The organism is Brenneria salicis ATCC 15712 = DSM 30166 (genome assembly GCF_003315515.1).
Classification (GTDB): Bacteria; Pseudomonadota; Gammaproteobacteria; order Enterobacterales; family Enterobacteriaceae; genus Brenneria; species Brenneria salicis.
The window spans coordinates 79,657-95,243 of sequence record NZ_QNRY01000003.1; the positions used below are offsets into that span (position 1 = coordinate 79,657).

13 protein-coding genes are annotated in these 15,587 nt (G+C 50.3%); 9 read left to right on the forward strand and 4 right to left on the reverse strand.

All coding sequences use genetic code 11. The annotated features are described in order from the left end of the window. Positions 1-55 precede the first annotated feature (55 nt). Entirely contained in the window at positions 56-667 is a 612-nt protein-coding gene (gene yfcD / locus DES54_RS02705; protein WP_113865082.1) for an NUDIX hydrolase YfcD, read from the forward strand. 123 nt (positions 668-790) lie between these two features. Here yfcD and pta read toward each other — a convergent pair whose 3' ends face one another. Together pta and ackA are read right to left on the reverse strand one after the other, a co-directional pair. After that, positions 791-2,914 (reverse strand): phosphate acetyltransferase, encoded by a 2,124-nt coding sequence (gene pta, locus DES54_RS02710; RefSeq protein ID WP_205680172.1) that lies wholly within the window; start codon positions 2,912-2,914, stop codon positions 791-793. A gap of 90 nt (positions 2,915-3,004) precedes the next feature. Then, positions 3,005-4,207 carry an acetate kinase gene (gene ackA, locus DES54_RS02715; RefSeq protein ID WP_113865084.1) on the reverse strand — a complete coding sequence of 401 codons (1,203 nt, stop codon included), beginning with the start codon at positions 4,205-4,207 and terminating at the stop codon, positions 3,005-3,007. Positions 4,208-4,636: 429 nt separating this feature from the next. On the opposite strand from ackA, the gene yfbV reads away from it, so the two are divergent. From yfbV to DES54_RS02735, 4 genes are all read left to right on the forward strand, one after another. Further along, positions 4,637-5,092 carry a terminus macrodomain insulation protein YfbV gene (gene yfbV / locus DES54_RS02720; protein WP_113865085.1) on the forward strand — a complete coding sequence of 152 codons (456 nt, stop codon included), beginning with the start codon at positions 4,637-4,639 and terminating at the stop codon, positions 5,090-5,092. Positions 5,093-5,256: 164 nt separating this feature from the next. After that, positions 5,257-5,751: a YfbU family protein gene (locus DES54_RS02725; protein ID WP_113865086.1), complete on the forward strand. Its 495-nt coding sequence runs from the start codon at positions 5,257-5,259 to the stop codon at positions 5,749-5,751. Between the two features lie 21 nt (positions 5,752-5,772). Continuing rightward, positions 5,773-6,429: a sugar phosphatase gene (locus DES54_RS02730; protein WP_113865087.1), complete on the forward strand. Its 657-nt coding sequence runs from the start codon at positions 5,773-5,775 to the stop codon at positions 6,427-6,429. A 214-nt stretch (positions 6,430-6,643) separates the two neighbouring features. Next, positions 6,644-8,476, forward strand: coding sequence for an SLC13 family permease (locus DES54_RS02735; RefSeq protein ID WP_113865088.1), 1,833 nt, complete (start codon positions 6,644-6,646; stop codon positions 8,474-8,476). Between the two features lie 59 nt (positions 8,477-8,535). Here DES54_RS02735 and yfbR read toward each other — a convergent pair whose 3' ends face one another. Together yfbR and DES54_RS02745 are read right to left on the reverse strand one after the other, a co-directional pair. After that, positions 8,536-9,135 (reverse strand): 5'-deoxynucleotidase, encoded by a 600-nt coding sequence (yfbR, locus tag DES54_RS02740; protein ID WP_113865089.1) that lies wholly within the window; start codon positions 9,133-9,135, stop codon positions 8,536-8,538. Between the two features lie 124 nt (positions 9,136-9,259). Beyond that, complete coding sequence (locus DES54_RS02745; protein ID WP_113865090.1) at positions 9,260-10,474, reverse strand: pyridoxal phosphate-dependent aminotransferase; 1,215 nt, start codon at positions 10,472-10,474, stop codon at positions 9,260-9,262. 492 nt (positions 10,475-10,966) lie between these two features. Between DES54_RS02745 and lrhA the strand changes: the two genes are divergently transcribed. The 4 genes from lrhA to nuoC all read left to right on the forward strand — a co-directional run bounded on the left by lrhA (position 10,967) and on the right by nuoC (position 15,585). Continuing rightward, positions 10,967-11,869, forward strand: coding sequence for a transcriptional regulator LrhA (lrhA, locus tag DES54_RS02750; protein WP_113865091.1), 903 nt, complete (start codon positions 10,967-10,969; stop codon positions 11,867-11,869). A gap of 688 nt (positions 11,870-12,557) precedes the next feature. Beyond that, entirely contained in the window at positions 12,558-12,998 is a 441-nt protein-coding gene (locus DES54_RS02755; protein WP_113865092.1) for an NADH-quinone oxidoreductase subunit A, read from the forward strand. A 17-nt stretch (positions 12,999-13,015) separates the two neighbouring features. After that, entirely contained in the window at positions 13,016-13,690 is a 675-nt protein-coding gene (locus DES54_RS02760) for a NuoB/complex I 20 kDa subunit family protein (protein WP_113865093.1), read from the forward strand. 95 nt (positions 13,691-13,785) lie between these two features. After that, positions 13,786-15,585 (forward strand): NADH-quinone oxidoreductase subunit C/D, encoded by a 1,800-nt coding sequence (nuoC, locus tag DES54_RS02765; RefSeq protein ID WP_113865094.1) that lies wholly within the window; start codon positions 13,786-13,788, stop codon positions 15,583-15,585. The last annotated feature ends 2 nt before the right edge of the window (positions 15,586-15,587 follow it).

Consider the following 15,587-nt stretch of genomic DNA (forward strand, 5'->3'; position numbering starts at 1 on the left):
TGTCAGTAAAATCTATTATTTAAAACAGACATGCTAATAGAAAGGGTTTCAGAGGATGGCGGAACAAAGTCAGTCAGCAGGCACCGAATGGGTAGATATCGTCAATGAAAACAATGAGGTAATCGCTCAGTCGAGTCGTCAGCAGATGCGTGCTCAGAGCCTTCGTCATCGGGCTACCTACATTGTTGTACATGACGGCATGGGCAAGATTCTGGTGCAGCGTCGTACCGAAAGCAAAGATTTTTATCCGGGCTGGTTAGACGCCACGGCGGGCGGCGTGGTGCAAAGCGGCGAGCAGATGCTTGAATCCGCACGGCGTGAAGCCGAAGAAGAACTTGGTATTGCTGGCGTGCCGTTTGCTGAACATGGCCTGTTTTATTACGAGGCCGAGAATTGCCGTGTATGGGGCGGACTTTTCAGTTGTGTTACGCATGGGCCGTTTGCGTTGCAGGAAGCTGAAATTGATGAAGTCAGTTGGTTATCGCCGGAAGAAATCACCGCACGCTGTGACGAATTCACTCCTGATTCACTCAAAGCGTTGTCGCTGTGGTTAACGCGTTACAACGAGCAGGATTATGGCAAACCGGTGGTTCGTGAAGCGCCGGCTAACGCAGCGCTTGATAGTCAGGCGCCGGGTGACAGCGAAGCGGCTGAAACCGGGAAATAAGCGTTTTTTGTAACGCTTTTGCTGTTGTCTAGACGTCGCCGTTTGATTCCATTCATTATTCGGAATAAAAAAACAAAGCGCCAACCGAAAGGTTGGCGCTTTGTTTGGCGACAAGTTGGTCAGTTAGATCTGAGTGGCCTGGATCGCAGTCAGGGCAACCGTATAAACGATATCGTCTACCAGTGCGCCGCGAGACAGGTCGTTGACCGGTTTGCGCATACCTTGCAGCATTGGTCCGATGGAGATCAGGTCGGCTGAACGCTGTACTGCTTTGTAGGTGGTGTTGCCGGTGTTCAAATCAGGGAAGATGAACACGGTCGCTTTACCTGCAACCGGCGAATCCGGCGCTTTGGATTGGGCAACGTCCGCCATGATAGCCGCGTCATACTGCAATGGGCCGTCAATGATCAGATCAGGGCGTTTTTCCTGAGCCAGACGAGTTGCTTCCCGTACTTTTTCCACATCGCTGCCAGCGCCGGAGTTGCCGGTAGAGTAGGAAATCATCGCCACGCGCGGGTCGATACCGAAAGCCAGGGCGGAATCCGCGGACTGAATGGCGATTTCAGCCAGTTGCTCTGCCGTTGGGTCCGGGTTGATGGCGCAGTCGCCGTAAACCAGAACCTGCTCCGGCAGCAACATGAAGAACACGGAAGAAACCAGAGAACTGCCCGGTGAGGTTTTGATCAACTGCAACGGCGGACGGATCGTGTTGGCTGTGGTGTGAACCGCGCCAGAAACCAGACCGTCAACTTCGCCCTGTTCCAGCATCAGGGTACCCAGAACCACGTTGTCTTCCAGTTGCTCGCGGGCAACCACTTCGGTCATGCCTTTGCTCTTACGCAGTTCAACCAGACGCGGAACATAACGTTCACGCACGGCAACCGGATCCACGATCTCGATGCCTTTACCCAGTTCTACGCCCTGAGCCGCCGCGACGCGCTGAATCTCTTCCGGGTTGCCCAACAGTACGCAATGAGCGATACCACGTTCAGCACAGATAGAGGCGGCTTTAACGGTACGCGGCTCATCACCTTCCGGCAGAACAATACGTTTACCGGCTTTACGCGCCAGTTCGGTCAACTGATAACGGAATGCCGGCGGCGACAAGCGGCGTGAACGTTCGGATTGGGCGCTCAGTGAATCGATCCACTGTGTATCGATGTGACGAGCTACGTATTCCTGAACTTTTTCCACACGCTGGTGGTCGTCAGCCGGTACTTCGAGGTTGAAGCTTTGCAGGCTAAGCGAAGTCTGCCAGGTGTTGGTGTCAACCATAAACGCCGGCAGGCCGGTCTGGAACGCGCGTTCACACAGTTTGCTGATGCTGGGATCCATTTCATAACCGCCAGTCAGCAGCAGCGCGCCGATTTCCACGCCGTTCATGGCGGCCAGGCAAGCGGCGACCAGCACGTCAGGACGGTCTGCAGACGTCACCAGCAGGGAGCCGGGACGAAAATGCTCCAGCATATGAGGGATGCTGCGTGCGCAGAACGTCACGGATTTAACGCGGCGAGTCTGAATATCCCCTTTGTTGATGATACGGGCATTAAGGTGTTTTGCCATATCAATCGCACGTGTGGCAATCAGGTCAAAGCTCCACGGAATGCAACCCAGTATCGATAACGGGCTGTTGGAAAACAGTTGTTTCGGATCGATATTCGCAATATTGGCCTTGCTGGAATCATCAAAGATTTCAGACAGGTCGGGGCGGGTACGACCTTGTTCATCCACCGGCGCATTCAGTTTGTTGATGATCACGCCAGTGATGTTTTTATTTTTGCTGCCGCCGAAGCTGGAACTGGCCAGTTCGATACGTTCTTTCAACTGTGCGGGTGAATCATTGCCCAGCGCCAGTACGAAGACGGTTTCCGCATTCAGGGTTTTGGCGATTTCATAGTTCAGCGCATTGGCGAACTGATGTTTACGCGTCGGAACCAGACCTTCAACCAGCACTACTTCCGCATCTTTGGTATTTTCATGGTAGCGGGCAATGATGTCTTCCATCAGTACATCTTGCTGGTTGGCGCTCAGCAACGCTTCAACACGACTCATTTGCAGCGGTTCAGCCGCATTGATGGATGAGTTGGCGCGAATAATGGTTGTGGTTTGATCGGGCGTGTTGTCGCCGGCGCGAGGCTGGGCGATAGGCTTGAATACGCTCAAACGCACGCCTTTTTGTTCCATGGCGCGGATGACACCCAGGCTGACGCTAGTCAGACCAACGCTGGTGCCGGTTGGGATCAACATGATTATACGGGACACGGCTAAACCTCTTAACGGTTGCTCGTTAGTCAAAACAACACCGTCAGCCTGGGCTGACGGTGTTGACGTTCATTTTTATGCTGTCAGACGGAGGGCGTCTTGAGCGATAACCAATTCTTCATTGGTCGGAATGACCAGCGCCGGACGGGAACCATCTTTCGCGATATTGCCGCCTTTACCGAAACGAGCGGCCAGGTTACGTTCGTGATCGACGTCAAAGCCCAGCAGACCCAGTTTTTTCAGCGTCAGTTCACGCACCATCGCCGCATTTTCACCGATACCGCCGGTGAACACCACCGCATCCAGACGACCTTCCATCAGGGCGCTGTAAGAACCGATGTATTTAGCCAGACGATGGCAGTAAACGTCCATTGCACGTTTGGCGTCTTCTTTGGTCTGATAATTGTCTTCAACATAGCGGCAATCGCTGGTGACTTCAGTCAGGCCCAGCAGACCGGATTCTTTGGTCAGCAGTTTATTGATGGCGTCAACGCTCATGCCCAGTGAATCATGCAAGTGGAAAACGATCGCCGGATCGATATCGCCGCTGCGCGTACCCATCACCAGACCTTCCAGCGGCGTCAGACCCATTGAGGTGTCGACGCATTTGCCGTTACGCACCGCCGCCACTGAACCACCATTACCCAGATGGCAAGTAATGATATTCAGTTCATCAACCGGTTTGTTCAGAATTTCCGCCGCTTGCTGGGTCACGAAATAATGGCTGGTGCCGTGTGCGCCGTAGCGACGGATATGATGTTCTTTATAGAGGTTGTACGGCAGCGCATAAAGATAGGATTCTTCCGGCATGGTCTGATGGAAAGCGGTGTCGAAGACAGCCACGTTCTTATCAGCCAGTTTCGGGAAAGATTTCAGCGCTTCGTCGATACCGATCAGGTGAGCCGGGTTATGCAAAGGTGCAAAAGGTATGGAATCTTTGATACCTTGAAGAACGTCAGCGTTGATAATCGCGGACTGAGTGAATTTCTCGCCGCCATGAACGATACGGTGACCGATGGCAACCAGTTGTGCGGACAGTTCTGGTTTTTGCGCCAGAATGTTGCTAACGATGAAATTCAGGGCTTCGCTGTGAGCTGCGCCAGCACCTAATTCAGCTTCTTGTTTGTTGCCATCCATCTTCCATTTGATGCGGGTTTCGGGGAGATGGAAACATTCGGCTAAACCGGACAGGTATTCTTCCCCGTTAACAGCATCGATGACGGCGAACTTCAGGGATGAACTACCACAGTTAAGAACCAGTACTAACTTACTCGACATGGAAGTACCTACTTGTTATACATGGTGAAAAAAATGCCACATCAAGGCAGCGTATCGCATACCGCTGTTGGCATTTATGATTAACATCATACCTTGGTGTAATACACCGGATATGACGATGAAAAAGTGTCGATATCGCACATTCATGATACTGAATGAACAGTATACTGTTCATGACACCGACGCTATAAAGCCGCAGCTTATTAAAGCGATGAAATAACCGCGTTGTGGCTGTTGGCGACGCTTATTGTATCGAGGGAGCGGACTCCCTGCGTGTAGTCATACTACTTTAGTATATATAGCGGCAAAAAGGCCGTTCTAGAATACCGATAGCGTAAGGCAAACACAAAATATATTTTAATCTTGTCAAATTGAGTTGTTGATTTGTGCAAAAGTTTTATTTTTTATCTTTAAAGTTGAGGTGTAACTATGGCAACGAAACCTAGCGGTAGAATCAGTTGGCTACAGTTACTCCAACGTGGGCAGCATTATATGAAAACGTGGCCCGCCGATAAGCGTCTGGCGCCCGTCTTTCCTGAAAACCGTGTCGCTCGCGCAACACAGTTTGCCATTCGCTTTATGCCGCCGCTGGCGGTGTTTACCCTGACCTGGCAGATTGCCCTCGACGGGCAGCTTGGTCCGGCCATCGCCACCACGTTATTTGCCTGTAGCTTGCCGATGCAGGGCTTGTGGTGGCTGGGACGCCGTTCCGTGACGCCGCTGCCGCCTGCGCTATTGAACTGGTTCCATGATATCCGCCATAAGCTGCTTGAGTCCGGTATGGCGCTGGCACCGCTGGAGGAAGCGCCGACTTACCAGTCGCTAGCCGATGTGCTGAAGCGGGCGTTCAAACAGCTTGATAAAATCTTTTTGGACGATCTGTGATCTGAATCCAACATCGGGTGCGCGAGGATGATGATTTTTCTCCTTCCTGCTGTTTTAAATCAAAAAACAGTCCGCTAACGCTATCCCGAAACGATTCAGTATGCGATTGTGCCGTTAGTAACAGAGTAATCGGCGGTACGCCGGATGAAGTTCAGGAGAACACCATGGAAATGACGAATGCCCAGAGATTGATCCTTTCAAATCAATATAAAATGATGACCATGCTTGATCCCGAAAACGCGGAGCGTTATCGCCGTCTGCAAACCATTATCGAACGGGGTTATGGTTTACAAATGCGTGAATTAGATCGTGAGTTCGGTGAATTGAGCGAAGAGGTGTGCCGCACGATTATCAATATCATGGAAATGCACCATGCTTTGCAGGTGTCATGGGATAATCTGAAAGATAAACAGGATCTGGATCAACGCCGTTTAATGTTTCTGGGATTTGATGCGGCGACGGAAGCGCGCTTTCTCGGTTTTGTTCGCTTTATGGTGCACCTGGAAGGACGTTATCCGCATTTTGATGCGGGTACGCATGGTTTTAACGCCCAGACCAAGATGTGGGACAAATATATTCGTATGTTGGCTATCTGGCAGTCTTGTCCGCGTCAATACCATTTGAGTGCGGTCGAAATCACACAAATTATCAACGCCTGATTCTGAGCAAAGGGGCTTTCTGTGGAGTGTAAAGGTTTTCTGTTCGACCTGGATGGTACGCTGGTTGATTCGTTACCCACCGTTGAGCGCGCGTGGGCTAACTGGGCAAAGGCCCATCGTATCGCGCCAAAGGAAGTGCTGGATTTTATTCACGGCAAGCAGGCGATCACTTCTCTGCGTCATTTCCTTCAGGGACAGAGCGAAGAGACGATTCAGCAAGAGTTCGATGCGCTGGAAAAAATTGAGGCCTCAGATACGCAGGGCGTGGTCGAAATGCTAGGGGCGAAAGTCTTGTTGGCGCGATTGGATGAACTGGACATTCCGTGGGCGATAGTCACATCGGGGACGGTGCCGATTGCCAGTGCGCGTCACCGGGCCGCCGGATTGCCCGCCCCGCGCGCGTTTATTACCGCGGAACAGGTTGCCAGGGGAAAGCCGTATCCTGACGCCTATTTGCTTGGCGCCCGGCAATTGGGCCTGCAACCCGCAGAGTGTGTGGTGATCGAAGATGCGCCGGCGGGGATATTGTCCGGGCTGGCCGCGGGGTGTCAGGTTATTGCGGTAAAATCTCCCTCGGATACGCCGAAACTGGATCAGGTTGCCTTGGTTTTGGATTCACTGGAACAGATCCTCATTGAAAAATCTGAGCACACGGCGATCATCATTCATAATCAATAAGTTTTTGTAATTGACTGACAAAAGTGTGACTAAAGATGATCAAACCTCGCATCCGCGAGGTTTTTTTATGGCAGACTCTCTCTGTCCGTCACCCATACGGGCAGCAGCAAAACGGCATTAAAAAGCGGCGTTGAAATAGACAACAGTGCATCCATGTTTTCGGGCATTTTGCTTCTATTCCTATCAATGAATACTTTGCGTCAGGGGAACCGTATTGAATAGCGAACTTCTCTGGGTCTTATCCCTGTTGCTGATCGCCATTGTGTTGTTTACCACCAATAAATTACGCATGGATGTCGTTGCGCTATTGGTCATTATCGCTTTTGTTTTGAGTGGAACGCTGACATTGCCTCAGGCTCTGGTGGGCTTCAGCGATCCTAATGTGATCCTGATTGCCGCACTGTTTGTTATTGGCGAAGGGTTAGTGCGTACCGGCATTGCCTACCAGGTGGGCGACTGGCTTGTACGGGCCGCGGGCAGTAGTGAAATTAAAATGTTGGTATTGCTGATGGTGACGGTTGCCATGTTGGGCGCATTTATGAGCTCAACCGGCGTGGTGGCAATCTTTATTCCTGTCGTACTGAGCGTTTCCTCCCGGATGAAAACATCACCGGGAAGATTGATGATGCCGTTGAGCTTTGCCGGACTCATCAGCGGAATGATGACGCTGGTGGCCACACCGCCCAATATGGTGGTCAGCAGCGAGTTGGTGCGCGAAGGCATCGAAGGATTTGGGTTTTTCAGCATGACGCCAATCGGCATGGTGGTTTTATTGATTGGCGTGCTCTACATGATGGTGGCGCGCTATTGGCTTGGCAGTGCGGAAACGGCAGCGTCTAAAGAAGCTTGGAAAAGAAAAACATTCCGTGACCTGATTCGAGATTACAAGCTGACGGGCAGGGCGCGCCGCCTGGCGATCCTTCCCGGCTCCCCGCTGATTGGCCATCGTCTGGACGATCTGCGCTTGCGTCAGCGTTATGGCGCCAATATTGTCGGGATTGAGCGCTGGCGGAAGTTCCGCCGTGTGATGGTCAGCGTGGCGGGCAATACCGAGCTTTATCTGAATGATGTTCTGTTGATCGATATGTCGACGTCGGACATTGATCTACGTGAATTCTGTACTTCACAGCATCTGGAACCGATGGTGCTGCGCGGGGAGTATTTCTCAGAGCAGGCGCGTGATGTCGGTATGGCGGAAGTGTCCTTGATTCCTGATTCCGAACTGCTGGGAAAAACGCTCTATGAGGTGGGATTCCGCAGTCGTTATGGTTTGAGCGTGGTTGGCATTCGCCGTGATGGGGAAACAATGGAAGGGATTCTGGCGGATGAGCAACTGCAACTCGGCGATATCTTGCTGGTTATTGGCGACTGGCGAATGATCCGGCAATTACATGCGCAGAAAAACGACTTCCTATTGTTGAGTTTACCTGCGGAAGTGGACGATGTCGCCTCGGCGGTCAGTCAGGCGCCCCATGCATTATTTTGTCTCGCGCTGATGGTCGCCATGATGTTGACGGATGAAATACCTAATGCGATTGCGGCGTTGATCGCCTGTTTATTGATGGGTAAGTTCCGCTGCATTGATATGGAAGCCGCCTATCGTGCGATCCACTGGCCCAGTATTATCCTTATTGTGGGCATGATGCCGTTTGCACTCGCTTTGCAGCAAACCGGTGGTGTGACATTGATCGTTAATGGATTGATGGATGTTGCTGGCGCGGCGGGGCCTCATGTTATGCTGGTTTGTCTGTTTATACTTTGTGCGGTTATCGGGTTATTTATCTCAAATACGGCGACGGCGGTGTTAATGGCGCCGATTGCGATCGCCGCCGCGAAACAGATGGAGGTTTCGCCTTATCCGTTCGCCATGATTATTGCTATAGCCGCTTCCGCGGCATTTATGACTCCGGTGTCATCGCCAGTCAATACGCTGGTGCTGGTGCCAGGGGGGTACAAATTTGGCGATTTCATCCGCATTGGGGTGCCGTTCACCATCCTGGTGATGATTGTCAGCGTGATGATGGTGCCGTGGCTATACCCTTTCTGATCTTCCTTTATCGGAAAGGTATAATCAGGCTTCGCGTAATGGGGATCAATACAATAAGGTTACAGCGGGGAGTCCTGGCTGATTTCATCCAGAGACAGGCTGAAGCTCGGAATGAATACGTTCATAAAATAGTCCATTTCCGGGCTGTGTCGTAGCTGCAAGGTTTTCTCTAACCGGGCTTTAGCTAGCGTAAATTCCGTGTTGCCCGCGGACAGTTCTTCCAGACACTTCAGATAGGCGCAAAGCGCATCGGCCTGTTTGACAATCGCCCGTTCGTGCTCGCTCATATGTTGTTCATCCAGCAGCGTTCGGTAATCCTGCTGTAATTCTTCCGGCAACATGGCGATCAGTTTTTGCTGTGCGATCTTCTCAATTTTTTTGTATTCATGAGCAATCTGCGCATTGTAATACTTGATTGGCGTCGGCATATCCCCGGTCAACACCTCGCTGGCATCGTGGTACATCGCCAGCAGAGCAATCCGTTCCGCATTCAAGGCGCCATTGAACTTGCGGTTTTTAATCACGGCCAGCGCATGGGCGACAAAGGCTACCTGCAAACTATGTTCAGAGACATTTTCTGTGCGAACGTTTCGCATCAGCGGCCAGCGACTGATAAGCTTCAGGCGGGATAAATGAGCAAAAAAGTGACTCTGATTCATGACATCTCTCAGACAACAGCACGATGAGAATCCATTGTGAGCACTTGGGCGCGATTATGCAATCAGCAAACTATCACCAGACAAACTATCGCCGGACAGCGCACTGTCCGGCGATGAGCTATGGTTATTGATGATAACCTTCCAGAAAGCGTCCGAGTTTATGGATGGCCATGTCCAGTTCGTCGATACGCGGCAACGTCACGATACGCACATGATCAGGATAAGGCCAATTGAACGCGGTTCCCTGCACCAGCAGCACTTTCTCCTGCAACAGCAGATCTAGAACCAGCTTCTGATCGTCATGGATATTAAAACGTTTAGCATCAATACGTGGGAACAGATAGAGTGCGCCGCTGGGTTTGACGCAGGATACGCCGGGGATTTGATTGAGCAGTTCCCATGCGCGATGACGCTGTTCATACAATCGCCCGCCGGGTTGGATAAATTCGCTGATGCTCTGATAACCGCCAAGCGCGGTTTGAATGGCGTGCTGCATCGGTACGTTGGCGCACAGCCGCATTGATGCGAGCATTTCCAACCCTTCAATGTAACCTTTGGCATGCTTTTTCGGACCATTCAATACCATCCAACCTTGACGGAAACCAGCGACCCGGTAGGTTTTTGACAAGCCGTTAAAAGTGACGGTCAGCAGGTCGGGCGCCAACGCCGCGATAGAATGGTGTTGAGCATCATCATAGAGAATTTTGTCATAGATTTCGTCAGCGAAGATAATCAGGTTATGTTCGCGGGCGATAGCCACGATTTCAAGCAGCAATGCTTTGCTATATACTGCGCCGGTCGGGTTATTGGGATTGATGATGACAATACCACGGGTACGCGGCGTGATTTTTTGGCGAATGTCATCCAAATCGGGAAACCAGTCCGCTTGCTCATCGCAGAGATAATGCACGGCATGCCCGTTGGAAAGGGATACGGCTGCGGTCCACAGTGGATAGTCCGGCGCTGGGACCAACATCTCGTCGCCACTGTTCAGTAGCGCCTGCATGGATTGCACAATCAGTTCGGAAACCCCGTTGCCGATATATACGTCTTCTACCGTGAGATCGCGCATATCCCTGGCTTGATAGTGCTGGATGATGGCTTTACGCGCCGAATACAGACCTTTTGAGTCACAGTACCCTTGCGCTGTCGGCAAATTGCGGATAACGTCAACGAGGATTTCATCCGGGGCTTCAAAGCCGAAAGGCGCTGGATTGCCAATGTTCAGTTTGAGGACTTTGTTGCCTTCTTCTTCAAGTCGTTTGGCTTCCTTCAGAACTGGACCACGGATGTCATAGCAAACATTCTCCAGTTTCTTGGATTTTTCAATCGGGGACATAAATATCACAAACCTTTTGCGGGAAAGCGTATTCCTGGGTGGAATAGCATAACCGGCTTAATGTACTCCTCCTGTAGTGCCTTTTGAAGAATGTTTATCGCTTTATCTGCAAATATCAGCGCTATTGCACTATGGTGTTGCGTGCTGGTTCGAGGGTGAGATAAGGTAAGTCTGGAGACAGGTTTTAGACGGACTAAAAATCTTTTCTCTCAGACAACCGGTTCCAGGATATTTTAAATAACGGGAATTCTTTATTTTACAGAGTGAAAAAAGAAGATGTTTTTTATTTTGTAAGCATCAAAGTGGGTGAGTCATTAAAAATAAAGACCATCCATCAATTGAAAAAGACGATAGGAGTAACGAAATATAAGTATTTTTTTTGCCCTTATGGTGCGTCTGCGATAGTGTCTTCAAATGTATGGGCTGTTCCCAACATGTAATAAAACACCAGGAATGCTTTGTTAAAAATTAAAATAGATAAGTGAAAATCGTATGACCAATGCAAATCGACCAGTACTTAATCTCGATCTTGATCTATTGAGAACGTTTGTCGCTGTTGCGGATTTAAACACCTTTGCCGCCGCCGCAGTTGCTGTAAGCCGGACACAATCGGCTGTCAGCCAGCAAATGCAACGTTTGGAGCAACTCATCGGAAAGGAGTTGTTTGCCCGGCATGGGCGTAATAAACAGTTAACCGAACATGGTATCCAGTTTTTGGGATACGCCAGAAAAATATTGCAATTCAATGATGAAGCTTGTACTTCATTAATGTATAGCGATATTCAGGGAACATTGATGATCGGCGCCTCTGATGACACTGCTGATACCATTCTCCCTTATATTCTGCATCGGGTGACTTCTGTTTTTCCCAAATTATCAATAGCGGTAAGTGTAAAGCGCAGTACGGAAATGTTGGAAATGCTACATGAGGGCGAAATTGATTTGGTGATTACCACGATGAATAGCGTTGGTTTTCCTCATATCTTATTACGCAGTTCGCCAACATTATGGTATTGCGCCGCGGATTATCAATTCAGACCGGAAGAGCCGATTCCACTTGTGGTATTGGATGAACCGAGTCCTTTTCGGACATTAGCTCTGGAAAGCCTGAAAGCGGCAGGAATACCTTGGAAGATTTCTTATGAGGCATCCACATTATCGGCGGTGCGTGCTGCCGTTAAAGCGGGGCTTGGGGTGACGCTGCGTTCGGTGGAGATGATGAGCCCGGAATTGAAAGTGCTGGGGGAGGAGGAAGGATTACCCAAACTGCCTGAAACCCATTATTTTCTGTGCAGAAACCCGCATCATGAAAATGATTTGGCAACCGCCATTTTCAATGTGATTAAGTCAGGCAATAAATCGCATGTGGTTCCGGCGATAACGGTACAGGAATAAGCCGTAAAGCATGACGTCTTTTCACTTCCATCGTTGAAAGACGCTATCAGAATGTGACCATGATTCGGGCAACATGGATATCGCCCGGATGCATGGCGACGGATTGCTGATACGTGTACACCAGCACGTTATCCCGATTTTTCATCGTTATTCTCGCTAGATGGATAAGTCCATAGATATCGGTGAGTGATCTTTTATTTTTTATAAAACAACGGTTCCTTTTTTTTAATTGCCTGTCTCAAAAATTAACCTCCTACCTCATGTTAACCCTGCTAATTTTTTTAATAACTAAATTGAAAAAAATGTGTGCTGGATCAAAAAATAACCCTATTAACCCTATGGGAGAACGGGCATTCCTTGCGGAAATGATATAGTGACTTTCGCAAACTTGTATTGCGTTACAAGTCGCAAATTGTTAACAAACCGTCCGACTGACTCGATTTAGCGCAACATAAGGACATAAAATGTTAACGAAACTGCGTGCATGTAAAGTAATGTACTGTTATTTTTAGTAAGGTTGTAAAAAGGTTGCAAAATTAGGGGCTCAACCATATTGAACGCCGTTACCTGATACGTTTCCGTGCTTTCCTTATGGTTATTAATCCTTCCTTTTAATCGATGTGGCGTATTAACTGCCGGAAAAAGAGCAGATGTGTTACTCGCCACTTTTGATGAGTAAGCAAAGAGTATGTCAACTACTACAGAAGTCCTCGCCCATCATTGGGCGTTTGCACTATTTCTAATCGTTGCCGTGGGTCTGTGCGGTTTCATGCTGGCAGGGGGGTTCTTGCTGGGTGGGAGAGCAAGGGCCAGAGCTAAAAACACGCCTTATGAATCGGGTATTGATGCGGTGGGGTCAGCGCGGTTGCGCCTGTCCGCGAAATTTTATCTGGTTGCCATGTTTTTTGTGATCTTCGATGTTGAAGCCTTATATCTCTATGCTTGGGCCGTCTCTATCAAAGAGAGCGGCTGGATTGGCTTTATCGAAGCAACCATTTTCATTTTGGTGCTGTTGGCGGGTTTGATTTATCTGGTACGTATCGGGGCGTTGGACTGGACCCCTGCGCGTTCCAAGCGACAAGTCGTTAAATCAGACATGATCAACATCTCCAACACTCATCCGCAGTAACAGCGAGGCATTTTAAGATGGACTATACGCTCACCCGCATAGAGCCGGACGGTGAGAATGACCGTTATCCCCTGCAACGACAGGAGACCGTTTCCGACCCTCTGGAGCAGCATGTTCACCGCAGTGTCTATATGGGCAAACTGGAACATGCATTACACGATACCGTGAACTGGGGCCGTAAACATTCTCTATGGCCGTATAACTTCGGTCTTTCCTGTTGTTACGTTGAAATGGTGACGTCGTTTACCGCTGTTCATGACGTTGCGCGTTTTGGTTCCGAAGTATTGCGCGCCTCACCGCGTCAGGCCGACTTTATGGTCGTGGCCGGCACCTGCTTCACCAAAATGGCGCCGGTTATCCAGCGTTTGTATGAACAGATGCTGGAGCCTAAATGGGTGATATCCATGGGCGCCTGCGCCAACTCCGGCGGCATGTACGACATCTATTCCGTTGTTCAGGGTGTTGATAAATTCCTGCCGGTTGATGTGTATATTCCGGGTTGCCCGCCGCGTCCTGAAGCTTATATGCAGGCTCTGCTGCTGTTAAAAAAGTCGATTGGTAAAGAACGCCGCCCTCTGTCATGGGTGGTGGGGGAGCAGGGCGTTTACCGGGCCAATATGCAATCCGAAAAGGAACGTAAACGCGGTGAGCGTATCGCAGTGACCAACCTGCGTTCGCCCGATGAGATTTGATCTGTAGATGAATACGCTGGCTGCGTAATATCACGATAACAGTGTGCGGCCAGTATCAAATACAGCAATAGCACATTTAATGTGGTGACCTATTTATGACAGATTTAACGACGCACGATCTCGCTCTGCCAGCTTGGAAAACCCGCGATCACCTTGACGATCCGGTCATTGGCGAACTGTGTAACCGTTTTGGGCCCGATTCATTTACTGTACAGGCGACACGCACAGGCGTTCCTGTTGTGTGGGTTAAACGTGAGCAATTACTGGAAGTTGTGTCTTTTCTGAAAAAACAGCCGAAGCCATATGTCATGCTGTTTGATTTACACGGCATGGACGAACGTCTGCGCACCCATCGTGAAGGTTTGCCGGTCGCTGATTTTTCTGTTTTTTACCACTTGATTTCCATCGAACGTAACCGCGACATCATGCTGAAAGTCGCGCTGGTCGAAAGCGACATGCACTTGCCGACCATGACTAATCTGTTCCCCAATGCCAACTGGTATGAGCGGGAAACCTGGGAAATGTTCGGAATGACCTTTGACGGTCATCCCCATCTGACGCGCATCATGATGCCGCATACCTGGGAAGGTCATCCGCTGCGTAAAGATTATCCGGCGCGCGCCACCGAATTCGATCCTTTCGTGCTGACCAAGCAGAAAGAGGATTTGGAAATGGAATCGCTGACCTTTAAACCTGAAGACTGGGGGATGAAACGGGGCACCGAAAACGAGGACTTCATGTTCCTCAATATGGGACCGAACCATCCCTCGTCGCACGGCGCTTTCCGCCTTATCCTGCAATTGGATGGCGAAGAGGTGCTCGATTGCGTTCCCGATGTGGGTTATCACCATCGTGGCGCGGAAAAAATGGGCGAGCGTCAGTCCTGGCACAGCTACATACCTTATACCGACCGCATTGAGTATCTGGGTGGCTGCGTCAATGAGATGCCTTACGTCCTGGCGGTAGAAAAACTGGCCGGCATTGAAGTGCCGGATCGCGTTAAAACGATCCGCGTCATGTTGTCCGAACTCTTCCGTATCAATAGTCATCTGCTCTACATCAGTACTTTTATTCAGGACGTCGGTGCGATGACGCCGGTGTTTTTTGCCTTTACCGACCGCCAGAAAATCTACGATCTGGTTGAAGCGATTACCGGTTTTCGTATGCACCCGGCGTGGTTCCGCATCGGCGGGGTGGCGCATGATCTGCCGCGTGGCTGGGAGCGTCTGCTGCGTGAGTTCCTCGACTGGATGCCCGCTCGTCTTAATACCTATGTCAAAGCCGCCTTGCAGAACACCATTCTGAAAGGCCGTACTCAGGGCGTTGCCGCCTACAATGCGAAAGAAGCATTGGAGTGGGGCGTTACCGGCGCGGGGCTGCGCGCCACTGGTATTGATTTTGACATCCGTAAGCGCCGTCCGTATTCCGGCTACGAAAACTATGACTTTGAAGTGCCGGTCGGCAATGGGATCAGTGACTGCTACAGCCGTGTGATGCTCAAAGTCGAAGAACTGCGTCAGAGTCTGCGCATTCTGGAACAATGTCTGAATAACATGCCGGAAGGCCCGTTCAAGGCGGATCATCCGCTGACCACGCCGCCGCCGAAAGAGCGCACCTTGCAGCACATTGATACCCTGATTAACCACTTCCTCCAGGTTTCGTGGGGGCCGGTGATGCCTGCCAATGAATCATTCCAAATGATTGAGGCAACCAAAGGCATCAATAGCTACTACCTGACCAGTGACGGCGGCACCATGAGCTACCGTACCCGTATTCGCACGCCGAGTTACGCGCATCTGCAACAGATTCCCTCTGTCATCCGTGGATGTCTGGTATCCGACTTGATCGTTTACCTCGGCAGTATTGATTTTGTCATGTCAGATGTGGACCGCTAATT